This window comes from Amycolatopsis sp. WAC 04182 (genome assembly GCF_003947465.1).
Lineage (GTDB): Bacteria > Actinomycetota > Actinomycetes > Mycobacteriales > Pseudonocardiaceae > Amycolatopsis.
In genome coordinates this window covers 1,076,891-1,099,264 of the sequence record NZ_QHJJ01000002.1, presented here as the reverse complement: position 1 = coordinate 1,099,264, position 22,374 = coordinate 1,076,891, and the positions used below count along the sequence as shown (strand labels likewise).

The 22,374-nt window shown below is 69.9% G+C and carries 25 protein-coding genes and 1 tRNA gene; 18 read left to right on the top strand and 8 right to left on the bottom strand.

Translation table 11 applies throughout. From position 1 onward, the window contains the following. Positions 1-188: 188 nt before the first annotated feature. The 8 genes from DMH01_RS12375 to DMH01_RS12340 all read left to right on the top strand — a co-directional run bounded on the left by DMH01_RS12375 (position 189) and on the right by DMH01_RS12340 (position 8,705). Positions 189-1,106 (top strand): ABC transporter ATP-binding protein, encoded by a 918-nt coding sequence (locus tag DMH01_RS12375; protein WP_199745452.1) that lies wholly within the window; start codon positions 189-191, stop codon positions 1,104-1,106. Beyond that, a complete protein-coding gene (locus DMH01_RS12370) occupies positions 1,103-1,831 on the top strand; it encodes an ABC transporter permease (RefSeq protein ID WP_125676112.1) in 729 nt (242 codons plus the stop codon). Before DMH01_RS12375 ends, DMH01_RS12370 begins: the two co-directional genes overlap by 4 nt. A 15-nt stretch (positions 1,832-1,846) precedes the next feature. Then, on the top strand, positions 1,847-3,043 hold the full coding sequence (locus DMH01_RS12365) for a sensor histidine kinase (protein ID WP_125676110.1): 1,197 nt from the start codon (positions 1,847-1,849) through the stop codon (positions 3,041-3,043). Beyond that, entirely contained in the window at positions 3,040-3,645 is a 606-nt protein-coding gene (locus tag DMH01_RS12360; protein ID WP_125676108.1) for a response regulator transcription factor, read from the top strand. Before DMH01_RS12365 ends, DMH01_RS12360 begins: the two co-directional genes overlap by 4 nt. Positions 3,646-3,677: 32 nt before the next feature. Further along, positions 3,678-4,331 carry a YdcF family protein gene (locus DMH01_RS12355; protein ID WP_125676106.1) on the top strand — a complete coding sequence of 218 codons (654 nt, stop codon included), beginning with the start codon at positions 3,678-3,680 and terminating at the stop codon, positions 4,329-4,331. Between the two features lie 39 nt (positions 4,332-4,370). Further along, positions 4,371-5,639 carry a deoxyguanosinetriphosphate triphosphohydrolase gene (locus DMH01_RS12350; protein WP_125676104.1) on the top strand — a complete coding sequence of 423 codons (1,269 nt, stop codon included), beginning with the start codon at positions 4,371-4,373 and terminating at the stop codon, positions 5,637-5,639. Positions 5,640-5,816: 177 nt separating this feature from the next. After that, a complete protein-coding gene (locus DMH01_RS12345) occupies positions 5,817-6,893 on the top strand; it encodes a serpin family protein (protein WP_125676103.1) in 1,077 nt (358 codons plus the stop codon). Positions 6,894-6,902: 9 nt separating this feature from the next. Next, on the top strand, positions 6,903-8,705 hold the full coding sequence (locus tag DMH01_RS12340) for a glycosyl transferase (RefSeq protein WP_125676101.1): 1,803 nt from the start codon (positions 6,903-6,905) through the stop codon (positions 8,703-8,705). Here the strand turns inward: DMH01_RS12340 and DMH01_RS12335 are convergent. Next, on the bottom strand, positions 8,695-9,939 hold the full coding sequence (locus DMH01_RS12335; protein ID WP_125676099.1) for an aldehyde dehydrogenase family protein: 1,245 nt from the start codon (positions 9,937-9,939) through the stop codon (positions 8,695-8,697). The two genes, DMH01_RS12340 and DMH01_RS12335, sit on opposite strands and share 11 nt — an antisense overlap. 185 nt (positions 9,940-10,124) lie before the next feature. On the opposite strand from DMH01_RS12335, the gene DMH01_RS12330 reads away from it, so the two are divergent. Continuing rightward, complete coding sequence (locus tag DMH01_RS12330; RefSeq protein ID WP_125676097.1) at positions 10,125-10,691, top strand: carboxymuconolactone decarboxylase family protein; 567 nt, start codon at positions 10,125-10,127, stop codon at positions 10,689-10,691. Between the two features lie 58 nt (positions 10,692-10,749). On the opposite strand, the gene DMH01_RS12325 is transcribed toward DMH01_RS12330, so the two are convergent. Then, the gene (locus DMH01_RS12325) at positions 10,750-11,688 is read right to left on the bottom strand and encodes a sigma-70 family RNA polymerase sigma factor (protein WP_125676095.1); all 939 of its coding nucleotides are present in this window, start codon (positions 11,686-11,688) and stop codon (positions 10,750-10,752) included. A 45-nt stretch (positions 11,689-11,733) separates the two neighbouring features. Between DMH01_RS12325 and dnaG the strand changes: the two genes are divergently transcribed. The 3 genes from dnaG to DMH01_RS12310 are packed head-to-tail and all read left to right on the top strand — an operon-like array spanning position 11,734 to position 14,942. Beyond that, on the top strand, positions 11,734-13,641 hold the full coding sequence (gene dnaG, locus DMH01_RS12320; RefSeq protein ID WP_199745451.1) for a DNA primase: 1,908 nt from the start codon (positions 11,734-11,736) through the stop codon (positions 13,639-13,641). 2 nt (positions 13,642-13,643) lie between these two features. Beyond that, positions 13,644-14,144, top strand: coding sequence for a hypothetical protein (locus tag DMH01_RS12315; protein ID WP_125676092.1), 501 nt, complete (start codon positions 13,644-13,646; stop codon positions 14,142-14,144). Between the two features lie 33 nt (positions 14,145-14,177). After that, positions 14,178-14,942: a trans-aconitate 2-methyltransferase gene (locus tag DMH01_RS12310; protein WP_125676090.1), complete on the top strand. Its 765-nt coding sequence runs from the start codon at positions 14,178-14,180 to the stop codon at positions 14,940-14,942. Between the two features lie 51 nt (positions 14,943-14,993). Here the strand turns inward: DMH01_RS12310 and DMH01_RS12305 are convergent, their stop codons facing one another. Continuing rightward, complete coding sequence (locus tag DMH01_RS12305) at positions 14,994-15,173, bottom strand: hypothetical protein (protein ID WP_034316429.1); 180 nt, start codon at positions 15,171-15,173, stop codon at positions 14,994-14,996. Between the two features lie 162 nt (positions 15,174-15,335). On the opposite strand from DMH01_RS12305, the gene DMH01_RS12300 reads away from it, so the two are divergent. Then, positions 15,336-15,408 (top strand) — tRNA-Asn (locus tag DMH01_RS12300). A gap of 76 nt (positions 15,409-15,484) precedes the next feature. Here DMH01_RS12300 and DMH01_RS12295 read toward each other — a convergent pair. The 3 genes from DMH01_RS12295 to DMH01_RS12285 all read right to left on the bottom strand — a co-directional run bounded on the left by DMH01_RS12295 (position 15,485) and on the right by DMH01_RS12285 (position 17,135). Beyond that, positions 15,485-16,000, bottom strand: a complete 516-nt coding sequence (locus DMH01_RS12295; protein ID WP_125676088.1) for a hypothetical protein — start codon at positions 15,998-16,000, stop codon at positions 15,485-15,487. A 70-nt stretch (positions 16,001-16,070) separates the two neighbouring features. After that, entirely contained in the window at positions 16,071-16,664 is a 594-nt protein-coding gene (locus DMH01_RS12290; RefSeq protein ID WP_125676086.1) for a dihydrofolate reductase family protein, read from the bottom strand. Between the two features lie 42 nt (positions 16,665-16,706). After that, positions 16,707-17,135, bottom strand: coding sequence for a hypothetical protein (locus DMH01_RS12285; RefSeq protein ID WP_125676084.1), 429 nt, complete (start codon positions 17,133-17,135; stop codon positions 16,707-16,709). A 196-nt stretch (positions 17,136-17,331) separates the two neighbouring features. Here DMH01_RS12285 and DMH01_RS12280 point away from each other — a divergent pair, with 196 nt between their 5' ends. From DMH01_RS12280 to DMH01_RS12260, 5 genes are all read left to right on the top strand, one after another. Next, positions 17,332-18,438, top strand: coding sequence for a sensor histidine kinase (locus DMH01_RS12280; RefSeq protein ID WP_125676082.1), 1,107 nt, complete (start codon positions 17,332-17,334; stop codon positions 18,436-18,438). Continuing rightward, positions 18,435-19,541, top strand: coding sequence for a hypothetical protein (locus tag DMH01_RS12275; protein ID WP_125676080.1), 1,107 nt, complete (start codon positions 18,435-18,437; stop codon positions 19,539-19,541). Before DMH01_RS12280 ends, DMH01_RS12275 begins: the two co-directional genes overlap by 4 nt. Then, the gene (locus tag DMH01_RS12270; protein WP_233621484.1) at positions 19,520-20,194 is read left to right on the top strand and encodes a response regulator transcription factor; all 675 of its coding nucleotides are present in this window, start codon (positions 19,520-19,522) and stop codon (positions 20,192-20,194) included. Before DMH01_RS12275 ends, DMH01_RS12270 begins: the two co-directional genes overlap by 22 nt. A 131-nt stretch (positions 20,195-20,325) precedes the next feature. After that, complete coding sequence (locus DMH01_RS12265; protein ID WP_125676078.1) at positions 20,326-21,012, top strand: hypothetical protein; 687 nt, start codon at positions 20,326-20,328, stop codon at positions 21,010-21,012. 98 nt (positions 21,013-21,110) lie between these two features. Next, positions 21,111-21,428 (top strand): hypothetical protein, encoded by a 318-nt coding sequence (locus tag DMH01_RS12260; RefSeq protein WP_125676076.1) that lies wholly within the window; start codon positions 21,111-21,113, stop codon positions 21,426-21,428. 7 nt (positions 21,429-21,435) lie between these two features. Here the strand turns inward: DMH01_RS12260 and DMH01_RS43535 are convergent, their stop codons facing one another. Beyond that, positions 21,436-21,558, bottom strand: coding sequence for a hypothetical protein (locus tag DMH01_RS43535; RefSeq protein ID WP_255432037.1), 123 nt, complete (start codon positions 21,556-21,558; stop codon positions 21,436-21,438). A gap of 154 nt (positions 21,559-21,712) precedes the next feature. Beyond that, positions 21,713-22,363 (bottom strand): helix-turn-helix domain-containing protein, encoded by a 651-nt coding sequence (locus tag DMH01_RS12255; protein ID WP_255432035.1) that lies wholly within the window; start codon positions 22,361-22,363, stop codon positions 21,713-21,715. Between the last annotated feature and the right edge of the window lie 11 nt (positions 22,364-22,374).

The window sequence follows — 22,374 nt, the reverse complement described above, 5'->3', positions numbered from 1 at the left end:
CCCTTTGAGCGCGCCGAACCGCCCGGCTTCGCCGACGTTGCGAAAGCCACTTTCGCAACCTTCAACGTTGCGAAAGTGGCTTTCGCAACGTCGCCACCGGCGCCGAGACCCCACCCCTGACAAGTGTCACCCTCAGGTCGTGACGCGCGGCCCACGCCCAGGCCGCCCGCTCGCGACAGGCTTGAGGCATGCGAGAACAAGACATCACCGCGGGGGCGGCGGTCCGGCTTTCCGGCCTGCGTAAGCACTATGGCGACGTCCGCGCCGTCGACGGCGTGGACCTGACGATCGCGCCGGGCGAGGTGGTCGCGCTCCTCGGCCCCAACGGCGCGGGCAAATCCACCACGGTCGACATGATCCTGGGCCTGAGCGTGCCCGACAGCGGCTCCGTGACCGTCTTCGGGCGTGAGCCGGGGGACGCCGTCGGCGACGGGATGATCGGCGCGATGCTGCAGGGCGGCGCGCTCGTCGAGGATCTCACGGTCGCCGAGACCGTCGGCATGGTCGCGGCGCTGCACCGCGAGCCGATGCCCGTGCGCGAGGCGTTGCGCCGCGCCGGGATCGAGGACATCGCGAACCGGCGCTCCACCAAGCTTTCCGGTGGGCAGAAGCAGCGCGTGCGGTTCGCCGTCGCGCTCGTGAGCGACCCCGATCTGCTGATCCTCGACGAGCCGACCGCCGCGATGGACGTCGGCACGCGCCGCGAGTTCTGGAAGTCCATGTACGAGTACACGAACTCGGGCCGCACGGTCCTGTTCGCGACCCACTATCTCGAAGAGGCCGAAGAATTCGCCGACCGTGTCGTGCTGATGCGGTCGGGGCGGATCGTCGCGGACGGTTCGGTCGCGCAGGTCCGTGCGCTGGCCGGGGGACGCACGATCCGCGCGGTGGTGCCCGCCGCGGCGGAGCCGGTGATCGCGGCGCTGCCCGCGGTCACCGGGTGCGAACTCCGCGCCGGCCGCGTGGCGATCTCCAGTTCCGATTCCGACGCGACGCTACGGGCGCTGCTGACCCACGTGCCCGGAGCGCACGACATCGAGATCAGCGCCGTCGGCCTCGAAGGCGCGTTCCTGTCCCTGACCACCAGCGAGGAAGCCGTCCGATGAACCCGACCTACCTCAAGACCGAGATCGTCCGCACCTTCCGATCGACCAGGTTCGTGCTCTTCGCCGTCGCCTTCCCGGTGCTGATGTTCCTGTTGCAGACCAACGTTTTCGCCGCCGGAAACGGGAACTTCGCCGGCGTGATCATGGTCAACATGATGGCCTTCGGGGCCTTCTCCGCCGCGATGACGAGCGGCGCGAAGCTCGCCATCGAGCGGTCCACCGGCTGGCAGCGCCAGCTGCGGCTGACCCCGCTGACCGGAGCCGGTTACCTCGGCGGCAAGGCGCTCTCGGCGATGCTCGTCGCCCTTCCGTCGCTGCTCGTCGTCCCGCTGGTCGGCGTCCTCTTCCAAGGCGTCCACCTCGATGCCGCCGGCTGGCTGCGGCTCGTGGCGGGTATCTGGCTCGGCGCGATCCCGCTGGTGCTGCTCGGCCTGCTGCTGGGCCAGTTCGGCACGCCGGAGTCGATGCAGCCGCTGAACATGATCGTCATGATGGGGATGGGCTTCCTCGGCGGCCTGTGGATCCCCATCGACGGGATGCCGTCGTGGATGGCCGACATCGCCCAGGTGACGCCGACGTACTGGCTGATCCAGCTGGTCCGCCCGGTCGTCACCGACCAGCTCACGGTGAGCCTCCCGGCCGCGCTCGGCGTGCTGGCGGCGTGGACCGCGGTCCTCGGGGCGCTCGTGATCAGGCGTTACCGTAAGGACAGTGCGCGGGTCTGAGAAAAGGGTGAACCGGTGAACGACTACCCGGGCAGGGTCGAGACGGGCTTGAACAGCCGGGAGAACTGGTGGGCGGACATGCCGCCGCGGACCGGCAGTGGGCCTCATCCGGTGAAGTGGGCAGTGCTCGGGCTCGCCTTCATCCTGCCGAGTTTCATTCCCACGGTGGTCGAGCTGACCACCGACGGGATCACCGTGGAAGAGCTGGTGATCGCCGGTTTCCTGCTCGCCTACGGCGCCTGTTATCTGCTGTTCCCGCTCGCCCTGCGACCTGCCAAGCGGAAGACGAGCTACGTCTTCTCGGTGGTGATGCTGCTCCTCGGCCTCATCCTGGTCTTCCTGCACGACAACAACCCGTACATCCTGATCTACGCGACGGTGGTGCTGGCCTTCACGCTGCCGCCCGCGTGGGCGGTGATCCTGGACGGCGGCGCCCTGCTGCTGGTGCTGGCCGTCCACCTGGTCGCCGGGAAGGACGATTTCGGTGACCTGGTGGCGGTCGCGGCGATCACGGCGGCGATGTTCTTCATGGCGAACCTGGCCCGTGCGGTGCGGAAACTGGAGGAGGCCAACCGGGAGATCGCGACACTCGCGGTGGCGGGCGAACGCGAGCGCCTGGCGCGGGATCTGCACGACATCCTCGGCCACAGTCTCACCACCATCACGGTCAAGGCCGGGCTCGCCCGCCGGATCCTGGAGAGCGGCAAGGACGACTCCCGCGCGCTGCAGGAGATCCGCGAGGTCGAGGGGCTGACCCGCAGCGCGCTCTCGGACATCCGGGCCACCGTCTCCGAGTACCGCGAGGTGTCGCTGTCGGCGGAGGTCGCCGGGGCGCGGGCGGCGTTGCGGGCGGCCGAGATCGACCCGGATCTGCCGCACGCGGTGGACAACGTCGATCCCGCCCTGCAGCGCACTTTCGGCTACGTGCTGCGGGAAGCGGTCACCAACGTGATCCGGCATTCCGGGGCGAAGCGGGTGAAAGTCCGCTTCGGCAAGACCTGGCTGGAAGTCGAGGACGACGGTGAAGGCGGCGACGCGGCCGCGGGGAACGGCCTGCGCGGGCTCGCCGAACGGCTGGACGCGGTCGGCGGGACCTTGACCGCCACCACGCCATCTGCGGGAGGATGGCTCGTCCGGGCGGAGGTACCCGAGTCCGCCTTGCGGAGCGGCGCGCTCGCGCCACTCTCCGAACCCGCTGGAGGCTGCGCGTGATCCGGGTCCTGCTCGCCGACGACCAGGCGATGGTGCGCGGGGCGTTGGCCACCGTGCTCGGCCTCGAAGCCGACATCGAGGTGGTCGCCCAGGTCGGCTCGGGCGACGAAGTGCTCCAGCGGGCGAAGGAGACCGCCCCGGACGTCGCGCTGCTCGACGTCCAGATGCCGGGCAAGGACGGTCTCGAAGCCGCCGCCGAACTGCACGGCGCGCTTCCGCTGTGCCGGATCATCATCTGCACCACCTTCGGCAGGCCCGGTTATCTCTCGCGGGCGATGGCCGCGGGCGCCGCGGGATTCGTCGTCAAGGACGCCCCGCCGGAGCAGCTCGTGGACGCCGTCCGCAGGGTCCACGGCGGGCTCCGGGTGGTCGATCCCGCGCTCGCCGCCGAATCGCTCGCCACCGGCGCGAGCCCGCTCACCGGGCGCGAACACGACGTCCTCCGTGCCGCGAAGGACGGCAGCACGGTGGCCGACATCGCCCGTGCCCTGCACCTTTCCGAAGGCACCGTGCGCAACCATCTTTCGGCCGCGATGGGCAAGACCGGGGCGAGGACCCGGGCCGAGGCGGTGCGGCTCGCGGAAGAGCACGGCTGGCTCTGAGATCGACTGCCCGCTCTGCGAGAATCACCCGCGTGAGTACCGCCGAACGGACGAAGCCGACTCGCGCGAACTGGGTGCGCCGGATCGTGGCGGGGTTCCTGCTGGTCGTCGTCGCGGTGATCGGCGGAACGGCGTTCCGGGTCTGGCAGGTCGCGCGGGAGGACGTGCGCGACCGGGCCGACGTCATCGTGGTGCTCGGCGCGGCCCAGTACAACGGCAGGCCGTCGGAGATCTTCCAGGCCCGGTTGGCCAAGGCGAAGACGCTGTACGACCAGGGCGTGGCGAAGGTGATCGTCACCGCGGGCGGCAAGAAGGCGGACGACAACTACACCGAGGCGCACGCGGGCGCGCAGTGGCTGCGCAAACGCGGCGTGCCCCCGTCGGCGACGCTGCCGGTCGGTGAGGGCAGCGACACCCTGCGGAGCCTCCGCGCCGTCGCCGAGCAGGTGCAGAAACGGGGTTGGAAGACCGCGGTGCTGGTTAGCGACCCGTGGCACTCCTTCCGCGCCCGGGTGATGGCCGACGACCTCGGGCTCGACACCTGGACGTCGCCCACCCATCGCGGCCCGATCGTGCAGACCCGCGAGACGCAGGCGCGCTACATCGTCCGCGAGACCGGCGCGCTGCTGTACTACCGCCTCACGAAGTCGCCGGCGGACAGTCTGTTCGGTACCGGCGAGGTCTGACGCCCGATAAGTGTCGGTGAGCACGTTTAGTCTGGTCGAGTGGACACCTACACCGAGGCCGACAGGGCGCGCCTGCTGCCCGAGCGGCCCAAGGGCGCGGCGTTGGAAGGCGCCGCGGACGGGCGGAGCGCCTTCGCCCGTGATCGCGCCCGAGTGCTGCACTCGGCCGCTCTGCGCCGGCTGGCGGGCAAGACCCAGGTGGTCGGCCCGGGTGAAGGGGCCGAGGTCAGCGGTGTGCCTCGCACGCGGCTGACGCATTCGCTCGAGGTCGCCCAGATCGGCAGGGGCATCGCGGACGAGCTGGGCGCGGATCCGGATCTGGTGGACACCGCCGGCCTCGCGCACGACATCGGGCATCCGCCGTTCGGGCACAACGGCGAGCGCGCGCTGAACGAGGTCGCGCAGCCGTGCGGTGGTTTCGAGGGCAACGCGCAGACGCTGCGGATCCTGACCAGGCTGGAGCCCAAGGTCCTGCTCGAAGGCGGGGTCGTCGGCGGGCTGAACCTCACCCGCGCCTGTCTCGACGCCTCGACGAAGTACCCGTGGCGACGGGAAGAAGACAATCCGAAATACGGCGTCTACGCCGACGACGCCGAGGTGTTCGCGTGGGTCCGGGCCGGCGCGCCGGAGCGCCGCACCTGCCTGGAAGCCCAGATCATGGACTGGTCCGACGACGTCGCGTATTCCGTGCACGACGTCGAAGACGGGGTCCTGGCGGGCCGGATCTCGTTGCGGGTATTGGCCGACGCGGAGGAACGCGCGGCGGTGGCCGAGGCGGCGCGAAGGTTCTCGCGGCAGTCGCAGTCCACTTTGGAGGGTGCGGCGAAGGAACTGCTCGACCTGCCGGTGGTCGCCGAGCTCAGCGAACCGGGGCCCGACGGATCGCTCAAGGCGCAGGTCGCGTTGAAACGGCTGACGAGCGAACTGGTCGGCCGGTTCGCGACGGCGGTCGTCGGCGCGACACGGGAGGTGTACGGCGAAGGGCCGCTGAGCCGCTACGCCGCGAAGCTGGTCATTCCGGAGCAGGTCGCGGCCGAGGTCGCGTTGCTCAAGGCGCTCGCGCTGCGGTACGTGATGAGCGACAAGCGGCGTCTCGCGATGCAGGACGGCCAGCGCCAGATGCTCGCCGAACTGGTCGTCGCGCTGTGCCGCCGCGCGCCCGACGCGCTGGACGGCCTGTTCCTGCCCGCGTGGGAGGCCGCCTCGGACGACGCGGCCCGCCTGCGCGTGGTCGTCGACCAGGTGGCGTCGCTCACGGACGCGCAGGCGTACGCGTGGCACGCCTGGCATACGGGCCGGCACGGCTGAGCTACTCACGGGCCGCCTGCTCATCTCGCCTGGCCGAACATGTCGCGAAAGCCACTTTCGCGACGTCTGGTGTCCCGAAAGTGGCTTTCGCGACATGCCACCTCGGCGCCGCCCCTCGGACAAGGCGGAACTTTCGGACAGGAGACGGGCGGGCCCGTCCACGGTACGGTCTGCGGCATGGGCGCTGTCGAAAGCCACCTCCGGTTTGGTCTGGACCTCTATCGGGTGCTGGCGAGCCGCACGGAGAACGCGTGCTTCTCGCCGTACTCGATCGCGAGCGCGCTCGGCCTGGTGACGCAGGCCGCCAAGGGAAAGACCAGAGAAGAGCTGATCGCCCTGCTCGGCGACCCGGACGAGCTGGCCGACCTGCTGGGCAAGGCCTCGTCACTGCTCGACGACGGCCCGGAACTCGCGGTCGCGAACACGCTCTGGGCCTGGGACGGGCTCCCGCTCGAGGATTCCTTCCGCGCCGAACTCGCCACCTGGCCGGGCGGCAAGGTCGAGAGCGCCCCGTTCGGCGACGATCCGGAGGCCGCGCGGCGGCTGATCAACGCCGACGTCGCCCAGGCCACCCGCGAGCTGATCCCCGAACTGCTGAAGCCGGGGACCGTCGCGCCCGACACCGTCGCCGCGATCGTCAACGCCCTGTATCTCAAAACCGCCTGGACCAACCCGTTCTCGAGTGACAACACCGCGCCCGCGGACTTCCACGCGCCGTCCGGCACCCGTACGGTGCCGACGATGTGGCTCGAAAAGCAGCTCGACCACACCCACGAGGACGGCTGGCAGGTCGTCCGCCTCGGCGCGGAGGGCGGGGTGGAGGCGATCGTCCTGCTGCCGGACGGCGATCTCGACGACACCGGACTCGACGCGGGCAAGCTGGCGCGGCTGCTGGAGAACACGCGGTCCAAGACCATCGCCCTGTCACTGCCGAAACTCGACCTCGACGTCGACAGCCCGCTGACGGCGAAACTCCGGGATCTCGGGGTGCGGACGATGTTCACCGCCGACGCCGACCTCACCGGGCTCGCCGACGACGACCGGCTCGAAGTGTCCGAGGTCCTGCACCAGTCCGTGCTCCGCATCGACGAGCAAGGCCTCGAAGGCGCCGCCGCGACGGCGGTGCTGATGCGGCTGACGTCGCTCATCGTCGACGAACCCCTGGAAGTCGCCGTCGACCGTCCCTTCCTTCTGCTCGTCAGGCATGCCTCGACGGGTGTGATCTACTTTCTCGCCCGCGTTGTCGAGCCGTGAGGATGGTCAGTGAGTCTTTTCCAGGCTGAGGCGGCGGAGGTGGAGGCCGGGAAGACTCCCACGAGACCCCGCCGGTTCGCCGCCGCCGACGCCGCCATCATGGGCGGTTTCCTGCTGTTCGCCTTCCTGCTCTACAACGGGCTCTGGCTCGACCTCAAAGAGGGCTATCTCTGGAACAGCGCGTCGGACCAGAACCTGTGGGAGTGGTTCTTCTCCGTCACCGCGGACAACGTGCTGCACCTGAGGAATCCGCTCAGCACGCATTTCCAGAACCATCCGCTCGGCGTGAACCTGATGGCCAACACGGCCATGCTCGGCATCGGCATCCCGCTTTCGCCGGTCACGCTCACCTTCGGCCCGACGGTCACCTGGGCCATCGCGCTCACCGGCGGTCTCGCCGGCACCGCGGCGGCCTGGTACTGGGTCTTCTCGCGCCATCTGGTCACCCACCGGGTCGGCGCGGCCATCGGCGGCGCGTTCGTCGGCTTCGCCCCGCCGATGATCTCGCACGGCAACGCGCACCCGAACTTCGTCGCGTGGTTCGTCCTGCCGTTCATCGCGCTGCTGGTCTTCAAGATCGCCCGCGGCGAACGCCCCGTCCGCAACGGGATCTTCCTCGGCCTGCTGGCGGCGTACCAGATCTTCCTCGGCGAGGAACCGCTGCTGATCTTCGCGATGGCGTTCGCGATCTTCGCCATCGCCTACTTCGCGACGAACCACCGCGAGTTCCCGCCGATGGCGAAACCGCTGGGGATCGGCGTCGGCATCGGAGTCCTCGTGGCGCTCGTGCTGTGCGCTTTCCCGCTGTGGTGGCAGTTCTTCGGTCCGCAGAGCTATCAGGCGATCGAGCACGGCCCGGTCGGGAACGACACGGCCGCGTTCACCCGGTTCGCGACGCAGTCGGTCGCCGGGCAGCCGCAGGCCGCCGCGGACGTGTCGATGAACCGCACCGAGGAGAACGCCTTCTTCGGCTGGCCGCTGATCGTGCTGATGGTGGTCATCACCGTGTGGCTGTGGCGCGAGGTGTTCGCGCGGGCGCTGGCGATCTCGATGTTCGTGATGGCCTGGCTCTCGCTCGGTGTGCAGATCATCGTGGTGCACGAGGAAACCGGGATCCCGGGACCGTGGAAGCTCTTCTCGGAACTGCCGCTGTTCGAGTCGCTGCTGGAATCGCGGCTCGCGATGGGCTGCATCCCGCTGATCGGCGCTCTGCTGGCACTGGCGACCGAACGCGTCTACGCGGTCGCCTCGAAACTCCCCGAAGTGCCGGGGGAGCGGCGATTCCCGTTGCGGCTGCTGTGGATCGGCGTCGTCGTCGCGGTCCTGCTGCCGATCGCGCCGACACAGCTGATCGTGAAGGACCGGCCGCCGACACCGCGGTTCCTCGCCGACGGCACCTGGCGGAGCTACGTCGCGCCCGGCGGGACCGTGGTGCCCGTGCCGTTGCCGAGTTCCGGCGAATCCGAACCACTGCACTGGCAGATCGACGCGGGCCTCGGCTATTCGATGCCGGAGGGCTACTTCGTCGGGCCGAGCGGTCCCGACGACAAACGCGGCCGCTACGGCGCCATCCAGCGGCCGACGTCGGTCATCTTCGACCAGATCAAGCAGACCGGCGTGCCGGCGACGATCACCGAGTCGCAGCGGGTGCAGGCGCTGGAGGATCTGCGGTACTGGAACGCCGACGTGCTCGTCCTGATCCCGCGCGAACATCAGGACGCCTTCCGGGCCACGGTGGACTTGCTGCTGCGGAAGCCCGCCGAGTTCGTCGACGGCGTCTGGGTGTGGGACGTCCGGACGATCACTCCCTGAGGGCGGCCCACCGCGAGCCCGCGAACGGCCCGTCGACGGACATCGCCAGATGCGCGTTGACCCGGACCGTGCCGCTGCCGAGCCGTGCCGCGACTTCGGCGGCGTACTCCTCGTCCGCGCCCCACACCGAACCGCACAAGCCGCCCGCCGTGGCGTTCGCCAGCCCGACCGCTTCGTCCACTGTGGAGCATCGGACGACCGGCAGCACCGGGCCGAACTGTTCCTCGGACACGACTCGCATGCCGTCGTGCGCGTCGGCGAGGATCGCCGGGGCGAAGAAGTACCCGGGCCCGTCGAGCGGCCCGCCGGTCACGATCCGCGCGCCGTCCGCCCGCGCCTCGTCGGTGAGACCGGTGACACGGTCGTACCGCGGCCGGTTGTTCACCGGGCCGAGCTGGGTCCCGGGGATCCGTCCGTCGCCGACCACGACCCGCGCCGCCACGGCCGCCAGCGCCTCGACGATGCCGTCGTGGACGGATCCGACGGCGTAGACCCGCTCGACCGCCACGCCGATCTGGCCGCAGTTGGCGAAGGCGCTCCAGAAGAGCCGTTCCGCGATGGCGGCCGGATCCGTGCCGGGGAGGACGATCGCGGGATCGTTGCCGCCCAGTTCCAGGGTCAGCCGCCGCCATTCCGGCACGGACGCGGCGGCCAGTCGTTTCCCGGTGCCGGCCGATCCGGTGAAGTCGACCCGCCGGATCCCGGGATGGGCGACCAGGTGCTCGCCGAGGGGGTCGTGTCCGGTGAGCACGGTCAGCACGCCCGGCGGCAGGACCTGCGCCAGCATCCGGCCGAGGTGCAGCGTGGTGAGCGGGGTGCGCGGCGACGGCTTGAGCACCACCGTGTTCCCGGCGGCGAACGCCGGCGCGAGTTTCGCGACGGCCGACTGCACGGGGAAGTTCGACGACGTGATCGCGGCGACCGGTCCGTCGGCGTCGGCTCGCGGTCCGGGCCGCAGCCCGGCGAAGTACCGGAACCGCGACGCCGCCCCGGCGAACTCGGCTTCGGCCTCGTGAAGCGGTTTCCCCTGCTCCTCGGAGAGCACCGGGGCCAGCACGGGCGCGGCCTCCTCGACCACGACCGCGCACGACGTCAGCGCCGCGTGCCGATCCGAGACGTGCCAAGCAGTCCATGCCTCGGCGGCGGCGCGTACCGCTTTGTCGACTTCGGCGGGCCCGCAGTCGGGGACGGCCGTGATCCGTTGTCCGGTGGCGGGATCCTCGACGGCGAGCATCGATCCTCCTCGGGGAGGGGAAAGGGCCGACTCACCAGCCTACCTTCGATGATCGACTCGGGGTTCCGGCGAAAAGGCTAAATCGAGCCGCTTCCGGTCGCGTGGCGCGCGTCACCGGCGTTACCGTCACATCCGAGCGGGCCGTCTCGTCCATTCGGTGATCGCAACCGCACGAGGAGGACACCATGCCGCGTATTCCCGCCGTGAAGACCGCCGAAGCAGGCTTCCTGCTGAAGCTGTTCTACAAGTTCGCCGGCAAGCGCTTCGGCGCCGTGCCCGAGCCGATGGCCGTCTACGCGCACCACCCGGCGCTGCTCCGGGCGAACGGCATGCACGAGATGATGGCGGAGAAGGCCAGCAAGACGCTGCCGTCGAACGTGCGCGAGCTTGCCGTGTACCGCGTCGCGACCCAGCTCGGCTGCTCGTGGTGCATCGACTTCGGGACCATGCTGCAACTGCACGAGGGCCTCGACATCGAACGGCTGAAGAACATCGACGACTACGCGAAGTCGCCCGCCTTCACCGACCAGGAACGGCTCGCGCTCGCGTACGCCGACGCGATGACCGCGAGCCCGGTGACCGTCACCGACGCCCACGTCGCCGAGCTGGAACGCGAGTTCGGCCGCAAGGGCGTCATCGAGCTGACCTACCAGATCGGCCTCGAGAACATGCGTGCCCGGATGAACAGCGCGCTCGACATCACCGCGCAGGGCTTCACCTCGGGCGACGCCTGCAAGATCCCGCTTCCCTGAAACTCCCGCGTTTAGTCCTCTGAATGCGCCCAGGGCGCATTCAGAGGACTAAACGCGGTCAGGGGCCGACGCGGGCCCGCGCGGTGGTGAGCTTGTCCGGGTTCGCCATGTCGTAGATCGCGACGATCTTCCCGTCGCGGATGACGAACGCGTCGACGTGCTCGTCGAGCGCCCGGTACCCGGCCGAGGCCGCCTGCGGCGGGATGTAAAGCCCGAGGTCGCCGTTGACCAGCGCGGGCCTCGCCTGTTCGATGCCCGCCGGGTCGTACATGCGCATGAGGCCCTGGAACAGCCGGGTGACCTTGTCGAATCCGGCGACCGTGTGCACCGCCGTGCGCGCCTTGCCGCCGCCGTCGCCGACGAGGACGACGTCGGGATGCAGGACCTCGGCCACGGCCTGGATGTCGCCGGTGAGCATCGCGGTCATGAACTTCTCGATGATCTGCTGCTGCTCGGCGAGCGCCGTCCGGGGCGGCGGATCGGCGTCGGCGACCGCGCGGCGGCCGCGGGAACCGTGCTGGCGCGCGGCTTCCGGCGTGCAGCCCAGGATCTCGGCGATCTCCCCGAACGGCACCGAAAACGCGTCGTGCAGGACGAACGCGACGCGCTGTTCCGGCGTCAGCCGGTCGAGGACGACCATCGCCGCCATGCGCATCCCGTCGTCGCGGACGGCGACGCTCAGCGGATCCTCCGACGACGGCGTGCCCAGGGGGCCGAGGACGGGTTCGGGCAGCCATTCGCCGACGTACCGTTCGCGGCGCACCACCGCGGAGCGCAGCCGGTCGAGGCAGATCCGGCTGACGACGGTGGTCAGCCAGCCTTTGTGGTCTTCGATGGCCGAGCGGCGTCGTTCGTCCAGGCCGCTCAGGCGCAGCCACGACTCTTGGACCGCGTCCTCGGCGTCGGACAGCGTGCCGGTCAGCCGGTAGGCGACCGACACCAGATGGGGGCGCAGCGCGGCGAAATTCCCGGCGAGTTCGTCCAGGGCGGTGCTCATTCCCCGAGTGTGCCGCACAGCGCCCGGAGAGCGGGAACTAGAGTGATGAGCGTGGCAGGACGGATTCGGGAGAGCGACATCGCGGAGGTGCGCGAGCGCAACCGGATCGACGAGGTCATCGGCGACTACGTGGCCCTCCGCAACGCCGGCGGCGGCAGCCTGAAAGGGCTTTGCCCGTTCCACAACGAGAAGACCCCGTCGTTCAATGTGCGCCCCACCCACGGCACCTTCCACTGCTTCGGCTGTGGCGAAGGCGGTGACGTGATCAAGTTCATCCAGAAGATGGACCTGATCTCGTTCGTGGAAGCCGTCGAGCGCCTCGCGGATCGCGTGGGGTTCCGGCTGACCTACGAAGGCGGCGGCGGAAGCGTCCAGCGTGATCGCGGCACCCGCGCCCGGCTGATCGAGGCGCACCGCGCGGCGCAGGAGTTCTACGCCGAGCAGTTGCTCACCCCGGACGCGCGGGCGGCGCGGGACTTCCTGTCCGAACGCGGTTTCGACGCGGCCGCCGCGCAGACGTTCGGCTGCGGGTACGCGCCGGCGGGCTGGGACAAGCTCACGAAGCATCTGCTCAACCGCGGGTTCGAGGTCAAGGAACTGCTCACGGCCGGGCTGGCCAAGGAGGGGCAGCGCGGGCCGATGGACCGGTTCAACCGGCGGCTGCTCTGGCCGATCCGCGACGTCGGCAACGAGGTGGTCGGGTTCGGCGCGCGGCGCCTGTACGACGACGACCGCGTCTCGGCGAAGTACCTGAACACGGCGGAATCGCCGATCTACAAGAAGTCGCAGGTGATGTTCGGCCTCGACCTGGCCAAACGCGAGATCGCGAAGCGGCACCAGGTCGTCGTCGTCGAGGGCTACACCGACGTGATGGCGATGCACGCCGCCGGTGTCCCGACGGCCGTCGCGTCGTCGGGGACGGCGTTCGGCGAGGACCACATGAAGGTCCTCCGGCGGCTGATGATGGACGACGACGCCTTCCGCGGCGAGGTGATCTTCACCTTCGACGGTGACGAAGCGGGCCAGAAGGCGGCGCTGAAGGCGTTCGAGGGCGATCAGACCTTCGCGGGGCAGACTTACATCGCGGTCGCCCCCGACGGCATGGACCCCTGCGAGCTGCGGCTCGCCAAGGGCGACGCCGCGGTGCGCGACCTGGTCGCGCGGCGGATCCCGCTGTTCGAATTCGCGATCAAGAGCATGCTCAAGGCGTTCGACCTCGACTCGGTCGACGGTCAGGTGGCGGCGCTGCAGAAGACCGTCCCGATGGTCGCGGGGATCAGGGACCGCGCCAGCCGCGACGGCTACGCGTCGAAACTCGCGTGGTGGGTCGGCTGGCAGGACGCGGCCCAGGTGGTGAACCGGGTGCGCGGCAGCGCGGGTGCGGCGGCGAAACGCTCCGCCACCGTCGAGGTCCGGCGGCCCGCTCCCTCTTCGGCGGCGGCCGCGGCCGAAGAGGACCTGCCCAGGCCCGCTCCCGGCGACCCGCGGTTCATCGCGCAGCGTGAAGCGCTCAAAGCGGCGCTGCAGCAGCCGATGCTCGCCGGGGCCGAGTACGACGCGCTCCCCGAAGACGCTTTCACCCATCCGGTTTACGTCACCATCCACAAGGCGTTGCTGGCCGCCGGGGGAGCGGGTTCCGGGCTGACCGGGCCCGCCCTGCTCGACGCCGCCGCCCCGCACTGCCCGCAGGGCACGGTGCGGCGAGTGCTCAGCGAGCTTTCGGTGGAACCGTTGCGCGCCAAGGGTGAGGTCGACTCGCGCTACATCTCCGCGCAACTCGCGGCGGTGCAGGAGAGCCTCGTCGGCCGCCAGATCAACGAGATCAAGTCGAAGCTCCAGCGGCTTTCCCCGGTCGAGGCGCCGGACGACTACCGCGCCCTGTTCGGCGACCTCGTCGCGCTCGAGCAGTACCGGAAGGCGCTGAAGGAACAGGCCATCGGCGGATTGGACTGAGCATGGGCTGGCTGCGTCACCTGCTGGGTGACCGTGTCCCGGCGGATTTCGACGGAACGCTCGACGACGGCGAACACGTCGTCGGCGGCGCGGCGGTCGAGGGCGGCGGATATTTGCTGGTCACGGCGCTCGGACTGTGGATCCCGGGGCCGCGCCGGGTCGGCTGGCATCTGGTCGGCAAGGCGGCGTGGTCCGACGGGGTGCTGACCCTGACCGAATCCGAGGAGACCGGGACGGCGGGGAACGCCGTGCTCCTGGCCGACAAGACCCCCGTCCGGTTCCGGCTGCCCAGGCCCGGAAAGGTCCCGATCCTGGTACGGCAGCGGGTCGACGGCTCGGTCCGGGGACGGCACCGCAAGGACCTCGAGACCGGCGGAGCGTGGTTCGTCGAGCGCAAGGTCCCCGGTCAGGACGGCACGGTGCTGCAGGTGCGCCCCGATCCGGGCACCGACGTCGACGTCGTCAAGGCGATCGCCGAGGAAGCGGCCAGGAAGCTGGCCTAGCAGTACACTCGTACTGTATCGCTGGGAGGCGCCATGTGGGATCCGGTCAAGTACCTCGACTACGCCGACCTGCGGGCCAGGCCGTTCCACGACCTGGTGGCGCGGATCCCCGCCGTCGGGCCCCGCCGGGTCGCCGACCTCGGCTGCGGGCCCGGAAACCTGACCGCCGGCCTGGCGGAACGCTGGCCCGGCGCGATCATCGAAGCGAGCGACAGCTCACCCGAAATGGTCGAAGCCGCCCGCTCGCGAGGTGTCGACGCGCGAGTGCTCGACGTCAACGATTGGGTGCCCGAACCGGACACCGACGTGGTCGTCTCGAACGCCGTGCTCCAGTGGGTCCCGGAGCACCGTGACCTGCTCCGCCGCTGGGTGGGGCTCCTGCCGTCCGGGGCGACGCTCGCGTTCCAGGTCCCCGGCAACTTCGATGCCCCGTCGCACGCCCTCGTCCGCGCCCTCGCGCGGACCGAGGAGTGGGCCCCGCGCCTCGCCGACGTCGTCCTGCGGGAGAACGAGGCCGTCGACAGCCCGCTCGGCTACGGAACCCTGCTGGCCGACGAGGGATGCGCCGTCGACGCCTGGGAGACGACGTATCTGCAGCGGCTGACCGGGGAGGACGCCGTGCTCGAATGGATCACCGGCACCTCGCTGCGGCCGGTCAAGGACGCCTTGCCGGGCGAGGACTGGGACCACTTCCGCGCTCAGATCGCCCGGAAACTGGACGAGGCGTACCCGCCGCGCCCCGACGGGACCACCTGGTTCGAGTTCCGGCGCGTCTTCGTGGTCGCCGTCGTGCCGTGAAAAGGGCCCTCCGCCGCCGGCGAAGGGCCCTTCGGTCCGTCTCGGGCACGGTCAGCGCTGAGACCGCCCGAACCGCTCACCGACCTTGGCGCGAGCGACCCCGGCGGCGCCCTGCACCATGGGGTGGTCAGCGATCTTGCGGTAGGTCCGCACGATCTGCTCGTACCGCCCCCGGCCGGCCTTCGCGCCCAGTACGTAGCCCGCGGCCGCGCCCAGCAGGAACATCTTCATCCGAGTCCACGCCTCCGTTCGATCTTGCTCCAGCTGTCATTGTCCCTCAAAACGCGAGCTTGACGAGGTGATCCCCAAAGTGGGGGGTGGGTGCGCGGCCGCCGGGGCCATGGGCTAAAGTTCTCTCATCGGTCGGAGCGATCCGGCCGGTACGGAGCACAATCCCCTGTAGCTCAACTGGCAGAGCATTCGGCTGTTAACCGGAGGGTTCTTGGTTCGAGTCCAAGCGGGGGAGCACAGAGTTCCTTCACGAAAGCCCAGGCCACGAGGCCTGGGCTTTTTCGTGTCCGGACCACCGGTGCGAACGGCTGCTAGGAAACCTGTGTGGTGTCCGCGATCGGCACGCTTTGGCCGCCGACCGGGCAGAAGACGATGCTCGAGTTCAGAGAAAAACAGGCTGGTCGGAAGGTCACGGTTCCCGCAGTGCCGTACGGATACTCGGCGCTACCGGAAAAGGTCACCCACTCACCCGGCACCAGCCTGGGATGCGTCATCTTGCGGACGGACAACGTCTTGCTTTCGGCACCTTCCAGCTGGAGCGACATCCAGGCGTTGCCGAGCTCGTTGGCCGGAACCTCGTTGAACCGGGGCGGCCACAACATGCTGAAACTCGCCTCGATCGACTCGGTCGCGCCGACCTTCGCCGTGGCCGGGGCCGTGACGGTCAACTGCGGATCGATGTACCACAGGCCCCCGGTCCCCAAGTAGGCGTAGTACCTGGCAGTGACCGTGTCGGCTGCCGCGGGCGACGCCGCGACGGTCGTCAACCCCACGGCCGCCACCACCGAAACCAGCGCGGATACGACTTTCCTGCCCCAGCGAGACATGGCGCTCCTTCGACCGTCGACGTCAGCTCGTCGGAGCCCAGCATGCGCCGGCCTGGGCGCGCGGGTCGTCTCATAACGTGTGGCGCCTCGTCTCGTATCGGGTCAGCAGCACGCCGCCGGGAAACGTCCGCGTCTCCACGAGGTTCAGCCGCACCCAGCTGTCCAGCGCGGTGAAGAACGGCGTGCCGCCGCCCACCAGGACCGGCACGGTGACCAGCACGTATTCGTCGATCAGCCCTGCCCGCATGGCAGCCCCGGCGAGCGTCGCGCCGCCGATGTCCATCGGGCCGCCGTCCTCGGCCTTGAGCCGGGTGATCTCGGTGACCGCGTCGCCGGTGACCAGCCGGGTGTTCCAATCGACCGTGCCGATCGTCGAGGAGAACACCACCTTCGGCATGTCCCGCCAGCGGCGGGCGTACTCGATCTCCGCCGCGGTGGCGCCGGGCCGCTGGTCGGCGGTCGGCCAGTGGGGACTCATCGCCTCCCACAGCTTGCGCCCGTAGAGCGACAGGCCCGTCGCGGCCACCCGGTCGGACCACCACCCGAACAACTCGTCGTTCGGCGACGAATCCGGTCCGTCACCCCCACTCCAGCCGAGGTCGTCGCCGGGGGCGGCGATGTAGCCGTCCAGGGTCACGTTCATGCCGAAGGTCAGTTTTCGCATGGCGTCAGTCTCCTGTGAGCCGAGCCTGATCGGTGTGCGAAATCAGATCCGGGTCATGGTGGAGGTGTAGCCGCCTCCGTCCGGGTAAACCCAGTCGCCGGTCATGGAGGTGCCCTCGGCGTCGAAGGTGCCCTGGAAATAGGCGGGGCTGCCTTTCTCTCCGGCCCAGATGGTCAAGGTGTCGCCGGTGAGTTCGTAGGCGTAGTCGAGGGTGTTCCCGGCCGAGTCGTAGAACCGGGAGACCACGTCCTCGCCGGGAGGTTCGCCGAACGGGCGCAGGTTGCCGATGACCTCCAGCCCGGTGATCCGCTCTTCGAACTGGCTGAGCTCGACGTGCTGCAGCAGGAAGAATCCGCCTGGCATCCATTCGTACCGCACGGTGCCCTCGGCTCCGCCGGTCACCTTCCAGGTGCCGACCAGCCGGTCGAGTGCCCGGAGCTCGGGGCTGGGCTCGATGGTCGTTTCGGCCATGGCTTCCTCCTTCTGAACGTGATCTCGACGATATCGGGGCCCGGTGGAGATCGCCGTTCCGTGGCGCGGTGGCGGTGGAAATTCACCGGGGAGGAGTCATGGCCCCGGACCCCCGGAATCGGCACAACCCGACGTCGGCGGCCGGTATGGTCACCCGCGCGAGGTATGCCGGGTTCGACGGTGGGCGAGGTAACGGGTGGCGGGGGAGGCCGGGCGGCTGCTGACCGGTTTCGGGCACCGCTATGCCGTCGTCGTGCGGATCGCGACCTTGCCGCCCATCGCGGCGATCGGCCTGCTCAGAAGTTCGCCCGCCGAGTTCGCGGCCACGGCGGTGGTGGTCGCCGCGGCCGTGGTCTGGACCTGTGCGCGGGGATGGTGGTCGCGGGCCCCGATCGCCGTGGACGTGGCGGTGCTGCTGGGCTTGTGCCTCACCGTCTTCTGGACCGACGCCGAGGCGGACGGCAACACGGGCTGGCTCCGGCTCCTGGTCGTCTTCGCGTGCGTCACCTGGCAGTGGCACACTCCGCCGCTGACCGGTGCCCTCGCGGCGCTGATCGCCGGTGGCGGGATGCTCGTCGTCTTCGCCGCGGCCGGGCTCGCCCTGAGCGTGTCGCAGGTGTGGGTGCTGGCGATGGCCGCGATGTCCAGGGCGGCCTGGGTGCTCGTCACCCGCGCCGCGGAGCGCGCCGATCGGATGGCGGCCGAGGCCGAGCGGGTGCGCAGGGAAGCCGCCGTGGCGGCAGCCGTCCGGGCCGAGGAACGTGAGTTCGCGAACTCGCTGCACGACACCGCGGCCACCACCCTGCTGATGGTCGGCCTCGGGCAGGTGCCCCCGGACGCGGATTGGCTGGCCCCGCAGGCACACCGCGATCTTGCCCGGCTGCGTTTCCTCGACGACGCGCGCCTCGACGACGGGCGGACCGCGCCGGAGGCCGACCTCGTCGAACTGCTCCGCGCGGACCTCGGCACCGGCCACCTGACCGTCGAGCTCGACGTACCACCGCGGCTGTCGCTTCCGTCCGATGTGGCCGGTGCGATCGCCGGAGCCGTCCGGGAGGCGCTCAACAACGTGCGCCGCCATGCCGGGACGGACCGGGGAAGAGTCCGGCTGCGCGGCGACGCCCAAGCGCTCTCGGTCGAGATTTCCGATGAGGGCAAGGGATTCGCCGTCGAGGACCGGGCGATGGCGCGACGCGGGCTGCGGGAATCCGTGCACGGCAGGATGGACCGGGTCGGTGGCACGGCGACGATCACTTCCGCCGAAGGTGTCGGCACGACGGTCCGGCTGGAATGGCCGGCATGAGCGGCGGCGAAGCGACCCAGGAGCAGTTGAGGCGCGGGCTTCGGATCGCCGTCTTGCTCGTCGCGATCCTGACCGTGGACGTCCTCGGCTTGAGCAATCTGATGCGGGGCTTGAAATCCCACGAACTGCCCGCCGTCCAGTTCGCCGCGCTGGCCGCGCTGACCGCGGTGCTGGCCGTCGAACTGGTGCTGGTCGTCCGGCGGCGGCCGTGGGGCGTGGCGCGGTGGCCTGCCGTCGCCGTCGTGCTGGCCGCGTCCGCACTGGCGTACCTGACCCTGCCGGACGGCAAGACGGCGACCACGGTGGACTGGTTGTTCGGCGCGGCCAACTGGGTCGGCGTCGTCGTCCTGCTCGACCGTCCTTTGCGGACGATGCTGGCCTTCCTGCTGGCACACGAGTCGCTCGCCTTGGCGAACCTGCTGCTGTTCCAGGACGTGAGCCGGAACGTGCTGGCCCGGTTCGTCACCGGTTCGGTGACGGTGATCGGCCTTCCGCTGTGTGTCGCCGTGGTCGCGGCCGTCCTCGGCCGGATCGGCGCCCGGGCGGCCGAGGCCACGCGGGAACTGGAACGCTTGCGCACCGCGGAAGCGGTCGCGGACGGCGCGCACAGTCGTCGCAAGCAGCGGCTCGCCGAGCTCGCCGATACGACCGTGCCGTTGCTGACAGGACTGGCGGACGGTTCCCTCGCGTCCTCGGATCCCTTGGTACAGCGAGGATGCGCGATCGAAGCGGCGCGGATGCGGCGGCTCTTCGCCGAAACCGACGTGGTGGAGAACCCGCTGCTGCACGAGCTGAGGCACTGCGCGGACATCGCCGACCGCAAAGGTGTCGAGGTCGACCTGGACGTGCGTGGCCACTGGCCCGTGCCGCCCGTGGCGGTCCGGCGCGACCTCACCGACGCCGCGCTCACCGCCTTGGCGACGGCCGGATCCTGGGCGCGGGTCACCGTGGTCGGCAGCCCCGGGCTGGTGTCGGTCAACGTGGTCGCGGACTGCGCCGAGCCGATCGCGGCCACGCCGGGCACCCCGGATGTGCGGATCGAGATCTTCGACGGTGACGGAACAGTGTGGATGGAGGCCCGGTGGCAGCCGATGGAGAGCTGATCACGGCGGTGATCGTGGACGATCACGCGGCGATCGCGGCGGGGGTGCGGTACTGGTGTGAACAGGCGGATCCGCCGATCGGTCTCGTCGACGCGGGAGAGCGCCTCGCCGACGTGTGGACCGGCCCCGGCGCGGACGCGGACGTGGTGATCTTCGATCTCGAGCTGGTGCCCCGCAAACCGGGCTTCGGCGAACTCCGCCGCCTGGTCGAGAGCGGACGCCGCGTGGTCGTGTACTCCCAGCACGCGGACAACGCCACCGCGATCAAGTGCATCGATCTCGGCGCGCTCGCGTATCTGACCAAACGGGAGGGACCGGAGCACCTCGTACCCGCCATCAGGGCCGTGGCCGGAGGGCAGGCGTACACGGCGCCGTCGCTGTCCGGCGCGCTCGCCGCGGACGACTCCCCGGGCAGGCCTCGCCTGTCCCCGCGGGAAATCGAGGTACTGCGGGCATGGTTCGCCGCCTCCTCCAAGGAACTCGTCGCCGCGAAACTCCACATCACCGTCAAGACCGTCGACACGCATATCGCCCGGGTGCGCGTGAAGTACGCGGGAGTCGGACGCGACGCCCGCACCAAGAGCCAGCTCGTCACCCGCGCGCTCGACGACGGTGTCATCACGCTAGCCGAGCTCAACGAGGCCTCGATGTAGGGCGTTCACCGGACATCCCGGGAGCCGCGCTCGGTCTAGCGTCACCGGAGCAGGGGGCGCCGCGGGCATCCGGTATCGAGGGGACCGGATGCCCGCGGCACCGCTTCCAGGAAGACGCCCGAGGGAGTTCGATGAGCCAGCCCGGCCCGCCAGGGACCTATCCCGTGCCGCGACCGGGGTGGCAGTACCACCCACAGCCGCCTCGCAAGAAGAAGACCGGGCTGCTGATCGTGCTGCTGGCGCTGGGCACGGTCATGGTGCTGGGGCTGGCTTTCGGCGGGTACTGGTTCTTCGTCCGGGAAGACGACTCCGACGCACGACCGCGCGTGGACGCCTCACAGGATCTGGCGAAGGCACCGATCGGTTGTGCCGTCTTCGACAAGAGCGAGGTGGCCCGCTACATTCCCGGCCGGACGGATTTCAAGGCGGGTTCGGGCAACACGACGTCGGACTCCCTGGAGCAGGGGCAGTGCGTCTGGAACAACACCGACACCTTCATCAAGGACAAGGTCCGGGCGGCGCACGTGATCGTCACCAGCTACGTCTACCGCGCCACCCGCACGAAGTCCGGAGTGGACGCCGCGACCGAACACCTGAAACGCCGGGTCCGCAACGGGGTCGCGGTGAACGTGACGGACGCAGACGAGGCTTTGCTCGTAGAGCAGGGAAAACGCGGCCACTCGGTGGCGGTCACGGCGCGGTACCGCAATGTCGTGTACCACGTCGACTACACCAACCAGACCGACGGCGCGCCGGTCAAGGACGGCGTGACCGCGCTGGCCACCGCGGCCATCGGCAAGGTGGCACTGAAGCGCTGAGCTCGTTTCCCCGGTGGTGTGGTCCGTTCGACCGGCAGTCCGCGGACGCGTCCGCGGATATCTTGTGGCCGATACCCCGGCACATCCTGAGGAGCACCATGACGACCACCCGGCGCGCTTTCGCCGTTCTGGCCACCGCGGGCCTGGCCCTTTCGGTCCTCGGCGCGGGCTCCGCCTCCGCCGCGACCAAGGGCAAGATCTACATCTACAACACTTGCGGCAGCGCCGTCTCCACCACGATCCACCGCACCGACGGCTCGATGATCGCGGGCACCGGTGCGGCCCCGGCGGGCAGCTACTTCGGCTACCCGGTCTACCCCGGCGCCTACCAGGTCCGCGTGCCAGCCGGTAACCGGAACGTGAGGGTCCTCGACCTCGGCGGCAAGGCGCACTCGGTCGTCGTCAAGGCCTGCTGACCTCCTCTCAGGCGTTCGCGCGCTCGTCGTCGATCAGGCCGTTCCCGCGGAGCATGCCGTCGGGCGCGACGCCCCAGGCCCGCCCGAAGTGACAGATCCCGACCACGGCGGAAACGACCTCACTCGGCACCGGGCCGGCCTGAAGCTGTTCGGTGAGCCCGCAACACGGCCATGACCTCGTGGTGGTTCTCCACATCCGGGTGCGCGCCGGAGTGGAACAGGAGGGCTTCGCGGGCATCGGCAGGTGTCACGACGGGACCGTGGCGCGAGACCGCGCACGACGCTCAGCCCGCCAGTGCCGCGCCCAGGGTGCGGGCGGCGCGGGCGACGGTGTCGGACATCGTGACGGCCGACCGCGGCAGCGTGAGCACGGTCGCGATCGAGCCGACCGTCCGGCCGGTCGGCAGCCTGACGGACGCTTCGACGGCGACGAGTTCGTGTTCCGCTTGCCACGTGGGGCAGAAGCGGCCGGTGCGCTGGGGCACGGTCGATCCGGGCCGGAGAAGGACGCCGTCCTCCGGCCGGGTGAGGCTGGCGGCGGCGATCAGGATCCGGCCGTCGCAGGGGACGGCGAGCACCGAACTGGCCCGGGTGGCCGCGGCCAGGCGCCGGAGTTCGCCGCGCGCGAGTTCCAGCAGCCGCGGATAGGGCTGCCACGATTGGCCGAGCCGGAATGCCTGCGCGCCGACGCGATAGCGGTTTTCGCTGCGCTGGACAACCTCCAGTGCGGTCAATTGCTCGAGTAATCGGTATGCCGTCGATTTCGGCAGCGAACAGGAATTGGCCAGCTGGGTCAATCCCGCTTCACCTTGATGTCGTACCAAAGCATCCAATAGGGTGAAGGCGCCTTCGAGGACGCTTCTCGGTCTTCTCTTGGTATCCACTGAAATCCCCTCGCGCGGTCCGCTGGACGGAATCCTTGCTGACAAGGCCATGCCGTCGGTGT

Coding starts and splice junctions, on each gene's coding strand:
- DMH01_RS12375 (WP_199745452.1), top strand. CDS start 189: ATGCGAGAACAAGACATCACCGCGGGGGCGGCGGTCCGGCTTTCCGGC.
- DMH01_RS12370 (WP_125676112.1), top strand. CDS start 1,103: ATGAACCCGACCTACCTCAAGACCGAGATCGTCCGCACCTTCCGATCG.
- DMH01_RS12345 (WP_125676103.1), top strand. CDS start 5,817: ATGGGCGCTGTCGAAAGCCACCTCCGGTTTGGTCTGGACCTCTATCGG.
- DMH01_RS12335 (WP_125676099.1), bottom strand. CDS start 9,939: ATGCTCGCCGTCGAGGATCCCGCCACCGGACAACGGATCACGGCCGTC.
- DMH01_RS12330 (WP_125676097.1), top strand. CDS start 10,125: ATGCCGCGTATTCCCGCCGTGAAGACCGCCGAAGCAGGCTTCCTGCTG.
- DMH01_RS12325 (WP_125676095.1), bottom strand. CDS start 11,688: ATGAGCACCGCCCTGGACGAACTCGCCGGGAATTTCGCCGCGCTGCGC.
- dnaG (WP_199745451.1), top strand. CDS start 11,734: ATGAGCGTGGCAGGACGGATTCGGGAGAGCGACATCGCGGAGGTGCGC.
- DMH01_RS12315 (WP_125676092.1), top strand. CDS start 13,644: ATGGGCTGGCTGCGTCACCTGCTGGGTGACCGTGTCCCGGCGGATTTC.
- DMH01_RS12310 (WP_125676090.1), top strand. CDS start 14,178: ATGTGGGATCCGGTCAAGTACCTCGACTACGCCGACCTGCGGGCCAGG.
- DMH01_RS12305 (WP_034316429.1), bottom strand. CDS start 15,173: ATGAAGATGTTCCTGCTGGGCGCGGCCGCGGGCTACGTACTGGGCGCG.
- DMH01_RS12295 (WP_125676088.1), bottom strand. CDS start 16,000: ATGTCTCGCTGGGGCAGGAAAGTCGTATCCGCGCTGGTTTCGGTGGTG.
- DMH01_RS12290 (WP_125676086.1), bottom strand. CDS start 16,664: ATGCGAAAACTGACCTTCGGCATGAACGTGACCCTGGACGGCTACATC.
- DMH01_RS12285 (WP_125676084.1), bottom strand. CDS start 17,135: ATGGCCGAAACGACCATCGAGCCCAGCCCCGAGCTCCGGGCACTCGAC.
- DMH01_RS12275 (WP_125676080.1), top strand. CDS start 18,435: ATGAGCGGCGGCGAAGCGACCCAGGAGCAGTTGAGGCGCGGGCTTCGG.
- DMH01_RS12265 (WP_125676078.1), top strand. CDS start 20,326: ATGAGCCAGCCCGGCCCGCCAGGGACCTATCCCGTGCCGCGACCGGGG.
- DMH01_RS12260 (WP_125676076.1), top strand. CDS start 21,111: ATGACGACCACCCGGCGCGCTTTCGCCGTTCTGGCCACCGCGGGCCTG.
- DMH01_RS12255 (WP_255432035.1), bottom strand. CDS start 22,363: ATGGCCTTGTCAGCAAGGATTCCGTCCAGCGGACCGCGCGAGGGGATT.